At 59.4% G+C, this 12,412-nt stretch carries 10 protein-coding genes; 3 read left to right on the top strand and 7 right to left on the bottom strand.

Annotated elements, in window-relative coordinates; genetic code table 11:
- Positions 1-15: 15 nt before the first annotated feature.
- A complete protein-coding gene (gene htpG / locus ACFFT4_RS10405) occupies positions 16-1,896 on the top strand; it encodes a molecular chaperone HtpG (protein ID WP_378047376.1) in 1,881 nt (626 codons plus the stop codon).
- A 59-nt stretch (positions 1,897-1,955) separates the two neighbouring features.
- Here the strand turns inward: htpG and ACFFT4_RS10400 are convergent, their stop codons facing one another.
- The 3 genes from ACFFT4_RS10400 to ACFFT4_RS10390 all read right to left on the bottom strand — a co-directional run bounded on the left by ACFFT4_RS10400 (position 1,956) and on the right by ACFFT4_RS10390 (position 5,572).
- On the bottom strand, positions 1,956-3,479 hold the full coding sequence (locus tag ACFFT4_RS10400) for a diguanylate cyclase domain-containing protein (RefSeq protein WP_378047374.1): 1,524 nt from the start codon (positions 3,477-3,479) through the stop codon (positions 1,956-1,958).
- Between the two features lie 81 nt (positions 3,480-3,560).
- Positions 3,561-4,553 (bottom strand): lipoate--protein ligase, encoded by a 993-nt coding sequence (lplA, locus tag ACFFT4_RS10395; protein WP_378047372.1) that lies wholly within the window; start codon positions 4,551-4,553, stop codon positions 3,561-3,563.
- 65 nt (positions 4,554-4,618) lie between these two features.
- Entirely contained in the window at positions 4,619-5,572 is a 954-nt protein-coding gene (locus ACFFT4_RS10390) for a helix-turn-helix transcriptional regulator (protein WP_378047370.1), read from the bottom strand.
- 134 nt (positions 5,573-5,706) lie between these two features.
- Here ACFFT4_RS10390 and ACFFT4_RS10385 point away from each other — a divergent pair, with 134 nt between their 5' ends.
- On the top strand, positions 5,707-5,958 hold the full coding sequence (locus tag ACFFT4_RS10385; RefSeq protein ID WP_378047368.1) for a DinB family protein: 252 nt from the start codon (positions 5,707-5,709) through the stop codon (positions 5,956-5,958).
- 3 nt (positions 5,959-5,961) lie between these two features.
- On the opposite strand, the gene ACFFT4_RS10380 is transcribed toward ACFFT4_RS10385, so the two are convergent.
- From ACFFT4_RS10380 to ACFFT4_RS10365, 4 genes are read right to left on the bottom strand one after another with little or no spacing between them, the layout of a single operon-like run.
- Positions 5,962-6,786, bottom strand: a complete 825-nt coding sequence (locus ACFFT4_RS10380) for a sugar phosphate isomerase/epimerase family protein (RefSeq protein ID WP_378047366.1) — start codon at positions 6,784-6,786, stop codon at positions 5,962-5,964.
- A 20-nt stretch (positions 6,787-6,806) separates the two neighbouring features.
- Positions 6,807-7,742, bottom strand: a complete 936-nt coding sequence (locus ACFFT4_RS10375) for a helix-turn-helix domain-containing protein (RefSeq protein ID WP_378047365.1) — start codon at positions 7,740-7,742, stop codon at positions 6,807-6,809.
- Between the two features lie 23 nt (positions 7,743-7,765).
- Positions 7,766-8,530 (bottom strand): sugar phosphate isomerase/epimerase family protein, encoded by a 765-nt coding sequence (locus ACFFT4_RS10370; RefSeq protein ID WP_378047363.1) that lies wholly within the window; start codon positions 8,528-8,530, stop codon positions 7,766-7,768.
- 53 nt (positions 8,531-8,583) lie between these two features.
- A complete protein-coding gene (locus ACFFT4_RS10365; protein WP_378047362.1) occupies positions 8,584-9,696 on the bottom strand; it encodes a Gfo/Idh/MocA family protein in 1,113 nt (370 codons plus the stop codon).
- Positions 9,697-10,041: 345 nt separating this feature from the next.
- On the opposite strand from ACFFT4_RS10365, the gene ACFFT4_RS10360 reads away from it, so the two are divergent.
- Positions 10,042-12,330, top strand: coding sequence for a helix-turn-helix domain-containing protein (locus ACFFT4_RS10360; RefSeq protein WP_378047360.1), 2,289 nt, complete (start codon positions 10,042-10,044; stop codon positions 12,328-12,330).
- Positions 12,331-12,412: the final 82 nt, after the last annotated feature.

The raw sequence follows: 12,412 nt of genomic DNA, 5'->3' as shown, positions 1-12,412 counted from the left end.
GAAAGGAGCAAGATCATGGCCAAGAAACAATTCCAAGCCGAGTCCAAACGCCTGCTCGAAATGATGATCAATTCAATCTACACGCAGCGGGAGATTTTCCTGAGAGAGCTGGTCTCCAACGCAAGCGACGCGGTGGACAAAATCTATTACAAGGCGCTGACCGACGAAAATCTTACCTTTAATAAAGAGGATTACTATATCAAGCTTGCCGTCGACAAAGCTTCCCGCACGCTGACGGTGACCGACACCGGCATCGGCATGACGAAGGACGAGTTGGAGAACAACCTGGGCATCATCGCCAAGAGCGGCTCGCTCGCGTTCAAGAAGGAGAACGAGGCGCAGGACGGCCATAACATCATCGGCCAATTCGGCGTCGGCTTCTACTCGGCGTTCATGGTTGCGGACAAGGTGACGGTGACGAGCAGGGCGCTGGGCAGCGACGAAGCGTACCGCTGGGAGTCGACCGGCGCGGACGGCTATACGATCGAGCCGGCGGAGAAGGAGACGGTCGGCACGGAAATCGTGCTGAAAATCAAGGAGAACACCGAAGAGGACCAGTACGACGAGTTTCTGGAGCAGTACCGGCTTAAGGCGATCGTCAAGAAATACTCCGATTTTATCCGCTATCCGATCAAGATGGACATTACGGGCAGCCGTCCGAAGGAAGGCGACGACAAGGAGTTCGAGGAGTACACCGAGGAGCAGGTCGTCAACAGCATGGTGCCGATCTGGCGCAAAAATAAAAGCGAGCTGACCGACGCCGACTACGAAAACTTCTACAACGAGAAGCGCTACGGCTGGGATAAGCCGCTGAAGCATATCCACCTGAGCGTCGACGGCGCGGTTCGTTACCAGGCGATTCTGTACATTCCGGAAAATACGCCGTTCGATTATTATACGAAGGAATTCGAAAAAGGGCTGGAGCTCTACTCCAACGGCGTGCTGATCATGGAGAAATGCGCGGACCTGCTGCCCGATTACTTCAGCTTCGTGAAGGGAATGGTCGATTCCGAGGATCTGTCGCTCAATATTTCCCGGGAGATGCTGCAGCACGACCGGCAGTTGAAGCAGATCGCCAAGAACATCCGGAGCAAGATCAAGAGCCAGCTGCAAAGCCTGCTCAAGGACGAGCGCGAGAAGTACGAGAAATTCTACGAGGGCTTCGGACGCCAGATCAAGTTCGGCGTATACAACGATTACGGGGCCAACAAGGACGTGCTTCAGGACCTGCTGCTGTTCTACTCCTCCAAGGAGCAGAAGCTGACGACGCTGGACGAATACGTGTCGCGCATGCCGGAGGAGCAGAAATTTATCTATTACGCGACCGGCGAATCGAAGGAACGGATCGAGAAGCTGCCGCAGACGGAGCTTGTCGCCGACAAGGGCTACGAAATCCTGTATCTGACCGACGATATCGACGAATTCGCGGTGAAGATTATCGCCAGCTACAAGGAGAAGGAATTCAAGTCGGTCTCCAGCAGCGATCTGGGCATCGAACCGGACGAGAAGGACAAGGAGAACGAAGCCGAGGCCGAGGAGAGCAAAGAGCTGTTCGAGGCGATGAAGGAATTCCTCGGCGACAAGGTGAAGAGCGTACGGGCGTCCAAACGTCTGAAAAGCCACCCCGTCTGCCTGAGCACCGAGGGAGATTTGACGATCGAGATGGAGAAGGTGCTGAACGCGATGCCGAGCAGCCCGGGCGTAAAAGCCGAGAAGGTGCTCGAGATCAACGTCAATCACGCGGTATTCCAATCGCTTAAGGACGCTCAAGCCAAGGACAAGGAGAAGCTGAACCTGTACACGAGTCTGCTGTACAACCAGGCGCTGCTTATCGAAGGCTTGCCGATCGGCGATCCGGTCGAGTTCACGAACGATATTTGCAAGGTGATGGTATAAAAAAGAAGGGCCGGCGGCCGATTCGCTGTTCGCGAATCGATCGTCGGCCCTTTTGCGGCTCATGAATCGGCTGTCGGCTCTTTAGCGTCCGGATCGTCGGCAGGCTCGAATACATGGTACGTATTTTTGCCTAATTTTTTCGACTTGTACAGGGCGATGTCGGCGCTTCTGCACAGCGCGTGGGGATCGTCGCCGTGCTCGGGAGCGAAGGCGATGCCGATGCTTACCGTAAGCTCCTGCCCGTACGATTCCGCTTCCGAATCGATCGCCCGGCGAACCGAGCTCAGCAGGAGGCGGGCCGCGGCTTCCGCTTCCTCCGGCGCGGCGGAGGGCAGGAGCATAACGAACTCGTCCCCTCCGAGCCGGTAGGCGAAGCCCCGGCTTCCGGCCGCCGAGCTGATCTCCCGCGCGACGCCGCGCAGCAGCCGGTCGCCGGCCTCGTGGCCGAGCCGGTCGTTAACGATCTTGAAGTTGTCCAGATCGATCATCAGCAGTCCCGGCGAGTCGTGGGACTTTGCCAGCGCTTCCCGAATATCGTCTTCGAAGGAGGCCCGGTTTTTCAAGCCGGTCAGACTGTCGTGGAAAGCCAGATACATCGGCTTGGCCACCCAGTCGGCGATCAGCATCGACAAACCCGCGGCCACGACGAGAATGCCGAGCAATTGCAGCAGGAACATTCTCGTATTGACGCGAAGCACGGCATTCAGCTCGTTCTCGTTGTAGACGATCTCCAGAATTTTAACCTTGGTCGCGCCATCGTCGTATTGCGATTCGTGCCGGACGTATCGGTATATCGTCGTCTCGCGGTCCGTCTTCTCGCGATACTCCATCGTCCTTCCGGTGGCCAGAGCGGCGTCGAAAGCCCGCTTTCTTTCCCCCTCAAGCGTTGGTCCCGCCTCCGGGCTGCCCAGAAGCCGCCGTCCGCCGAGGTTCAGCACGTGAATCTCGTTTATAGAAGAATTATCCCGCAGAATTCCGTCTACCGTCCGGGCAAAATTGAATTCCCGGAAGATCGGGCTGTTCTCCAGGGAATAGCCGAGCTCCACGATATATTTTTTGTCCGCGGTCGCTTGGTAGCTGTATTTCATCAGTTGTCCGGAATGCTGCTGCGTATCCACGCCGTCTTGATAAAAACCGCCGTCGGCCCGCCGCTCGTCCAGAATTTTGGCCAACGTTGCGCAGCAATGGTCGAAATCGAGCCCGATATCGGGCGAATAGCTGCTGTAGACGATGGTGTTGGCCTCGTTAATGATATAGACGTCCACGCCGTAGGCATCCTTGAGGCTCTGAAAGTCCCAGTCGTCGAAGCTCGGATCGGCCTCGTATTTGGCGATCAGCTCGCTAGAGACCACTTTCATGCTTCGCGTCAGGCTTTCCCCGAATATGGCGTAGGCTTTGTCGAGCGTATCCAACGCGTTCCGGACCGATATTTCATACAGCTCGATCTGTTTATCCGTATTCGAGATCGCTTGATCTCTCATTCTGAGATGATCCGTAGTCGCCACCAATGCCGAAATCAGCATGGCGAACAGGAGCAGGGCGCAGGCCAGCTTGAATTGAAACCGCGATTTTACGTTGGACAAAGGTGATCTCTCCTGTCTGAACGAAGATGCAAAGTCCTGCGCCTGGCGGAATTTCAAGCGGTCGGCCATGGGAGACCGGCGTTACAGCATCAGCTCCAGCCACTGTTCCTTCGTAACCGGCCCTACGTAGAAGGGCAGATCGATCCCGTCCAGCGCCTCGCCGACAGCCGCCGCCTCGTAGCGGACGCCGACGAACCGGGCGGCCAGCTCGGCGCTGTCGCCGCGGCCGAAGAAGTCGCCGTAGATCGCGGCTCCGGCAATTATGCCGTCCTCGACCTGCAGCCGCACGTCGAATGTGCCGGCGCCTTCGATCCGTTTCGTCTGGCGCACGTTAAACGCCGGGGAACGTCCGTAGTTCCATTCCCAGCTGCGGTAGCGCTCGTCCGCCAGCTTGCGCACGTTGGCCCAATCCTGCTCGCTCAGCTCGTAACGGGGAATTTCCGCCTCCCCTTCGAACAGGGTAACGAGCAGCTTTTCCCGGAACTGCTCGACCGTCATCGGCTCCCGCAGAAATTCCGAGATGTTGGCGACCCGGCTGCGAATCGATTTGGTCGCCTTCGAGACGTACTTCTCGGCGTTCGCCTTCAGCGCGGACACGACGTTCTCGATCTCCGAGTCGAACAGCAGCGTGCCGTGGCTGAACATTTTGCCCCGCGTGGAGAACTGCGCGTTGCCGGATATTTTCCGTTCTCCGACCTGCAGATCGTTGCGACCGGTCAGCTCCGCTTCGACGCCCATTTTGTGCAGCGCGCGCACGACCGGTTCGGTAAACTTCTTGAAATTGTGGAACGATTGTCCGTCGTCCTTCCTAATAAAGCTGAAATTCAGATTGCCCAGGTCGTGATAGACGGCTCCGCCGCCGGACAGCCTGCGCACGACGCGAATGCCGTTGCGCTCCACGTATTCCGCGTTGATCTCTTCCACCGTGTTCTGGTTTTTGCCGATAATGATCGACGGTTCGTTGATGTAGAACAGCAAGTAGTCGTCCGTGTCCGGAAGCGACCGCAAAATATATTCTTCCAGCGCCAGATTCAGCGTCGGATCGGTTATCCCGTTGTTGCTGATGAATTTCATCGGTTTCCCTCCACATTAAGGTTGATCCACTCAACTCTCTATTGTACCTCCGAGACTCGAGGCTGTCACATCGTTCCGTATTTGGCCGTCAGCTCGGCCAACAGCCGCCGGATATCCGCGACCAGCCGCTCCGGGTGCTCCACGGTCGCTTCGCCGCCCAAGCCGAGAAAAAACTTGGCGAAATAAGGAAGCTCGCTCTCCGGAACGCGCTGATCCAGCCGTCCGCTTCCGTCCTCGCGCACTTCGATGTGCGGAACGTGCGACAGCTCCCCTTGGCATCTCTGCACGCCCTCCCGGCTCAATTCGGCGACGATGCGGACGTCGATCCGCTCCTTGCGGCCGAATTCCTCCCAGTTGCCGAGGTGGACATGGCGGTGATCGAGCGGCTCGATCCCGGTTTCGTCGAAGGCGGCCGACTCTATCCGGTCGCAGCGGAACAGACGGAATCCCCGGCGAAGAAAGCAGTAAGCCGGGCAGTACCAGAAGCCGTTGCTCGCATAGATGCCGACCGGCTGGATGCTCCGCTCCGAGTCCTCCTTCTTGCTTCCGTAGCGGATCGTCACCACCCGTTGGCGCACGGCCGCCTCCAGCAGGAGGCCGAGGCAGTCGACCTTCTGCCGCCGATCGCGGGCGTGGAAGTCGACCCGGTTTTTCATCTCGTCGATGCGGTCGCGAACGTCTCCCGGCATATAGTAGTAAAACTTCTGAAGCGCGGAGGACGATTCGGCCTCGAAGGGAAGCGACAGATAGTGCCGCAGCGCATGGCTGGCGAAAAACATCGCCGCCGCCTCGTCCACGCCGAACGCGATCGGAGGGAGAATCCGCTCCTTCAGCACCTGGTAGCCGCCGTGCGGGCCGACCTCGGAGTAGAGCGGGACGCCGAGCTCGCCAAGCTCCTGCAAATCTCGCAAAATCGTCCGCGACGATACGCCGAATTCAGCGGCCAGCTCCTTGACCGTAAACTTGCGCATCCGGTTCACGGTCATCATCAGTTCCATTAAACGCTTCGACTTCGACATCGTTTTTCCTCCTCTATTTGGCGCAATTATGACAGAGGTTGTCATTATTATAAGCCATAGCAGGCAAGGGGACCAATTTGGCCCCGCAGCCGCTTATGAAAAGGAGAGAACGAAGATGAACGAGCTGCAGGAGAATGAAGGGTTTGCTGTTCGGGGATGCGGACAAGCTGGCGGCATGGATGGCGTCGGGACAGGCGGATCTGAAGCGATATATGGAGGGCTTGCCGGACGAGGATTTTCTGCGGAAAAAAACAAAGCCGTTTTATCTGGAGCACGGCTCTGTGCAGGCCAAGTGGCTGATCGAGATCGTTACGCCCGCCCAGCACCATCGCGGGCAAATGTTCAACTACATGAAGGTGCTGGGCTGCGAGGGCATGTACTATTAGACGCTAGACAGAGTAGGCGCTTTTCATTTTATCCAGGCCGAATCGGGCCAGCTCGGGAGCCGACAGGCCGCCGACGCCGCGCAGGAACAGCTCCAGCGACAGATACCCCCGATAACCGAGCCGATCCAGCCGCCGGGCGAATTCGCCGGAGGGCGCGATTCCGTCGCCGGGAAACAGGCGGTCCTCGTCGCCGATCGTCTCCCGCGGGGGCTGCTCGGGATAATCGTTCGCGTGCACGATGCCGATTCTGTCCGCGGACAGAAAGTCGAGATCGGCGAGCGAGCTTCCGCCCGTGTACATGTGGAACGGGTCGAGCAGCAGCGTCGCGTCCGGAACGCGGCTCTGCATCGCGACGTATACCGCTTCGCTCAACCGATTCAGCTTGGGGGCCCGGCCCCAAAATTCCAGCACCGGAGCGACGCCGTGCCTGCGGCACCGTTCCGCCAAGACGGCGAACCGTTCGGCGATCTCGTCGAGCGAGGCGTCCGCGACGTCGCCGAACGGGGGCGCGGCGAACGACGGGCAGCCCAGCTCGGCCAGCAGCGCCAGCTCCTCGTCGGTCTGCGCCGCGGCTTGGCGGCGGACCGCTTCGTCGTCGTCGGCCCACGGAATGAACGAAATTGCGTTGGCGATCTCAATGCCGGCGTCGGCGGCTTCCCGCCGCAGCTCGGCCGCCGAACCGCCGCCTGCCGCATATTGCTGCAGGTCCTTCATCCAGATTTCGATTCCGTCGTAGCCCGCCTGGGCGGCAATGCGAATTTGCTCCCGGATGCCAAGCTTGTACGGGAACAGCGTGGACGCGTTAAGCGCCGCGCGAAAAGGAAACATGGGCAGCACGCTCCTTCTGGTTAAAAGTCTCCGAAAAACACCCGATTGGACGGGTACAACGCATCCTCGTCGTTCGCCGGGGCCAGATCCTCGTATTTGGGCTTGTAGTACTTGGCCCGATAGTCGGTGGCGGTGATCGCTTTCGCCGCCTTGAATACCCGGCAGAAATAATTTTCGTCCGCGAATCCGACCTCGAAGGCGATCTCCTTGACGCTCATCCGGCCGTACAGCAGCAGCTGGCAGGCGCGGTCGATTTTTTTGCGCACGATCGTCTCCTTGGGCGTCATGCCCAGATGGCGGGAGAACGACCGGGCCAGATGCTCCGGCGTCCATCCGACCTGCCTGGCCAGCTGATCCACGGTCAGCGGGGAGGACGGATGGCTGTCGATCACGCTCAGCGCTTTGGCGAGCTGGGGCGGCAGCCGTTCCGTCTCCGGCGATTCGTCCGCGGCCAAGGCGTCGATCTCCGACAGCAGGGAGAGCAGGAGCAGGCTGCCCCGATCCTGCAGCTTATCCGGCCTTAAGAAAGCGATGGCGTTGATCTGCTTCATGAGCGAGAAGAGCAGCTCTCCCTGATACGGAATAACCGACGGGCCATCCGGCTGCAGCACGGCGAGCAAGTCGTCGGGGAGCGCCTTCAGCCAGAAGTGGATGAACAGATGCCTCGTCGGCTTGTGCGGATCGTAGCGATAGCTGTGAACCTCCCCCGGACGGGTCAGGACGAAGCAGGGCTTGTTCAGGGAAAACTCCCGTTCTCCGACGCGATAGACGGATAAGGTCCCTTCGGGAAAATAAAGCACCTCGTAATCGGGAATTTCCCGTTCCTCGAGCTCCGTCCCCTGCTTCTTCACGAAATCTCCCAGCACGCGAATGGATGGAAGCTTCAGCGCGGCGCGAAGCCCGGCCGGCTGCCCGCCGGTCTGATCGGGCTCCGGGAATGCGGCGGTCTTGGTCATATGCGGGCACCTCCCGGCATCGCTTACCCGGCGTTCTTGCGGTTCAAGCCCAGCTCGGACAGATTGCGGTAGCTGATGGCCAGACTGTCCAGCGGATCGCGGCGGCACGCGTCCTGCTCGACGATCAGCCACTCCGTTCCGACCTCGGCCGCCGCGTTCGCGATGTCGCGGAAGTCGAGAACGCCTTCCCCGATCTCCGCGAAGAAGCGCTCCTCGCCGGCTTCCATGTCCTTGATGTGCAGCAGCGGGCAGCGGTCCTGCAGCTTGCTCAGGAAGGCGACCGGATCTTCTCCTCCCTTGGCGACCCAGTAGGTGTCGAGCTCCAGCTTGACGAGCTCCGGATCGGTCTCCCGCAGGAGGAGATCGAGCACGTACTCTCCGTCATACTGCGCGAATTCCCAGTCGTGGTTATGGTAGAGGAAGGTCGTGCCGCCGTCGCGGCATTGCTGTCCGATCCGGTTGAACCGTTCGGCTTTGCGCAGCGCATCCTCCCTGGACTCGAACTTCATCGAGACGGCGACGTACCGCCCGCCGACCTGATGGAGATAATCGATAAGGCGGCCGAAATCAACGTCGAGATTGTCGAACGAGGCGTGAGCTCCGACGACCTGAAGGTTTAAGCGGTTGAGAAGCTCCTTCTGTTCGGCGACCGTCATTCCTTCCGGCGGAGGCCCGAGCTCGATGCCCTCGTAGCCGATGGCGGCGATCTTCTCCAACGTTCCGACATAATCTCGGCTCAACGCCTCTCGTACGGTATAAGGCTGGACGGCGATCGGAAATTTCTTCACGGACAGCAGCTCCTTCTATCGAAAAATGATGGGCTTAACGCTCGGCCGCCGGCTTAAGCGTCGAGCCGGTTATATTTCAGGCCAAGCGGCAGCGGATCGGGGCGTTCGACCGTCGAGGCTACGGCGACGTGCCGCTCCTCGCGCGACGATTCGAAAATGCCGAGCGAGACGTCGAGCACGTGACGGGCCAGCGCGCCGCTCGCGCGGTGGCCGCGGCCTTCGCGAATCGCATAGGCCATGTCGGCCAGCCCGATGCCGCGGGTGTCCTCCGTAAAGCCGTGGGCGATCGGGAACTCCTTGGTCTCGCCGCTCGGGAATTGCACGGCGACGCGTCCGCCGAAGAAGTTCGGATCGTTCGCGATCAGGTTGCCCTCCGTGCCGAAGATCTCCAACCGCGGCGTATATCCGAAGCTTTCCTTGGCCGCTTGCAGGCTGCCGACCGCGCCGCCGGCGAAATCGAACAGCGCGGAAATATTCGTCGGCGCTTCGATCGGCACCGTCTCTCCGTAGGCCGCCGATTTCGGATTTCGCACCGTCATCTCCCGGTGCAGCTGCCGGGCCATTCCCGACACCTTGCGCACCGGACCGAGCAGGAATACCATCGCGGTCAAATAGTAGGGGGCCATGTCCATGATCGGGTCCCCGCCGAACTTGAGGAAATTGCGGAAATTGGGATGCAGTCCGTTCCAGGCGTTGCCCATGACGATCGTTCCGTTGGCGGAATAAGGCGTGCCGATCCAGCCGTCGTCGATCAGCTTTCGGCAGGTTTGCAGTCCGCCGCCGAGGAACGTGTCGGGCGCGCAGCCCACGAGCAGGTTCCGCTTCGCGGCCAGCTCCAGCACTTCGTCCGCCTCCTCGCGGGTCAGCGCGAACGGCTTCTCCGTATAGACGTGCTTGCCGGCTTGCAGAGCCGCCAGATTGAGCGGAGCGTGCGCGGCCGGAGCCGTCAGGTTAAGCACAAGCTCGATATCGGGATCGGCCAGCAGCTGTTCTACGTTCCAGGCGTTCGGAACGCCGAATTGCTCCGCGCGCTTCGCGGCCAGCTCCGGAACTTGATCCGCAACCGCTTTCACCTCGATGATGGCGTCGAACGTTTCCGTTAAATTTTTCAGATAGATGCCGCTGATCTGTCCCGTGCCCACGACTCCTACGACCACTTTGCGCATGGAAATCCTCCTCTACGAAATCGTCTGTCTCGCTCTCATTATTGCTCAGCGCGCCCAAACTCTCAATAGAGAAAGCAGGCGCCGAACTGGACAAATCTGATATTGTGCGACGGCGAAGCGAGGAGCGCTCTTGTTGCTCCGAACGGGGCAATGCTATCATTAGAAATCGTTAAGCTGCGTCATACGCAGAGTTCCGGGCAAAAAAGTTCGTTTTTCAAACGGATCTTGCAGGATCAAACTTCATTTTTTCGTGAAAAAGAGTAATCTGAACAGTAGCGGACCGGGAGCAGCGGCAGTTAATATTGAAAGCGCTTCACAACAAGGCGTAGAGACAGGGGGACGGAAATGAAGCGTATGCTGGAAGGAATGAAGCTTAGAACGTGGTATTCGAAGTTTTTCTTGTCTTTCGTCGTTTTATCGGCTGCGATGGCTTTGACCGTAACGACGCTGCTGTCGCAGGCATTCTCCAGGGGCTCGGCGGAGCAGATCAACGAAATTTCGCAGAAGAGGCTGGAGCAGAGCAGAAGCATGTTCGAGTTCGTGCTCGATCAGGCCCGGCTCGTCGCGCTGCAGCTGTCGCTGGACAACGATCTTATCCGGACGATGAACAGCCCGGAGCCGACGGCGGATTATTTTCTCTATAGCGCCACGCTCAGGAAGATCAACGATCAGATGCTAACGAACAAAAACATATATTCGATCACGCTTTACAACGGGTTAAGCGAGACCTTGATCGGGACGGACCGGGATAAGGCGAAGGCCGAGAAGGAGACAATCGCTTGGCTGACGGAGTCGCAGACCGTTCAAAGCTTGGGCCGGGCGATTCCGCGCAGGCTGAAGATCGAGGGACGGGAGGAGCCGGACGAGCGGGTCTATACGGTGTTCTGGTACGACCGCAATTACGAGAGCCGGGAGATTACGAGCGCCATCATACTGAACTTGACCTTGGACGGCTTCGCCGATCAGCGGGCAGGGACGGTCGAGGGCGACAGGTTTCTGATTCTGGACCAGACGGGACGCCTCGTCTTCTCTCCCGGGGCGGAACGATTTCTCGACGATCTCTCGGATACGGCCCTCGTTCAGCGAATTCTATCCTCCGGGACGAACGAAAGCTTCATAGACGGGACGGACGGCAGGAGGACGCTCGTTTCCTCGGTCTATTCGGAGCAGCTCGGCTGGTATTTCGTCTCCGCGATTCCTTACGAGACGGCGACGAAGCCGATCTCCGACATCCGCAGGACGGCGATCTGGACTTGCCTTGCTCTATTGGCGTTGGCTTTGGGCGCTTCGGCCGTCCTGAGCGGGATGCTGTCCTCTCCGCTGTCCAAGCTGGCTCGGAAGGTGCTTGATTCTCCGATCGATACGGGGAGCATGGCGGAGAGGAAGCTGAGCGAAATGGAGATTCTGAACCGTTTCTACGCCAATGTAACGGAGAAATACGAGCGGCTCGAAGCGACGAGCCGCAGCTCGCACCTGTCTATGAAGGCGGAGTATCTCAAGGAGCTGCTTCACGGCATCCGCGTGCCGGAGTCGGGGGACGCCGCGCAGTACGGGCTGAACGTCGATCCGGCCGGAGCGGACGCGCCGCTGCTGGTGGCGGTTCTGAAGCTTGACGGCATCGCGGAGCTGGCGGTGCGCAAGGACGAGCTCGATCATACGGTCCGGGCCGTGCTGTCCGACTTCGCGGAGCGTTATCTGAAGAGCAGAATCGCCTGCGACGTCGTTAAGGTCGACAAGGAAATCGTTCTGCTCATCGGAGCGGCCGGGACGCCGCAGAGCGCGGCCATACAAGCGCTAAGCGACTTGCAGCGGGAAGTGGCGCGGGATTACGGCGTGACGCTGACGATCGCCATCGGCCAGCCGGCACGCGGCGGGCACGAGGTTGGCGACGCTTATTTGAGCGCGAAGGAGGCGGCCTTGTACCGGCTCGTCCACGGGGAAGGAAAAATTCTTTTCTATGAAGAGATCGCGTCCGGGCTTGACGCCGATTTCGAATACCCGCACGCCAGGCAGAAGGCATTGCTGGAAACGATAAAAGCCGCGAAGGAAGACAAGGCGGAAGCGGCCGCGGCGGATTTCTTCCGCGAGCTCAGACGCGCGCCCTATCCGATGATCCGGTCTGCCGTGCGGTATCTGCTGTTCTCGCTGCTCTCCGCGGCCGCTCCGAGCTCGACCGCTTCGACTGCTTCGGGCAGTTACCTCGGAGCGCTGGAAGAGCTGGAGAAGATGGAGTCCTTGCAGCGGATCGAGGAATGGTTCGCGGAGTACGCGAGGACGGCAATCCGGGCGGCGATGACGAGCAAGAAGCATCCGAAGTCGGGGCTCGCCGAAGATATCGCCTCGTTCCTGGAGGGGCAGTACGGCAATCCCGAGCTCTCGATTGAGCTGGTGGCGGAACGGTTTCACTATAATGGAATTTATTTCGGCAGACTGTTCAAGGAGCTGTTTAATCGGACGTTCCTGGAATACGTGACCGAGCTGCGGATTCGCAAAGCGAACGAATACCTGGCGGATTCGAAGCTGACGGCGAAGGAGGTCGGGGAGAAGGTAGGCTTCCTCAACGCCTCGTACTTCGTCACCTGGTACAAGAAGCATACCGGCCTTGCGCCGACCGAGTATCGGAAACAGAGATAAGGCGCGGCGGCGCATCCGGTCCGATCGTCTGCGGCGCGGACGTTTGAAAAGCTGCGATACGCGCCGCAGGCGCTTTTTCAAA

The organism is Cohnella cellulosilytica, from assembly GCF_042431195.1.
Taxonomy (GTDB): domain Bacteria; phylum Bacillota; class Bacilli; order Paenibacillales; family Paenibacillaceae; genus Cohnella; species Cohnella cellulosilytica.
Note: the sequence above shows the minus strand (reverse complement) of the source record. Positions and strands in the feature narration are given on the sequence as shown.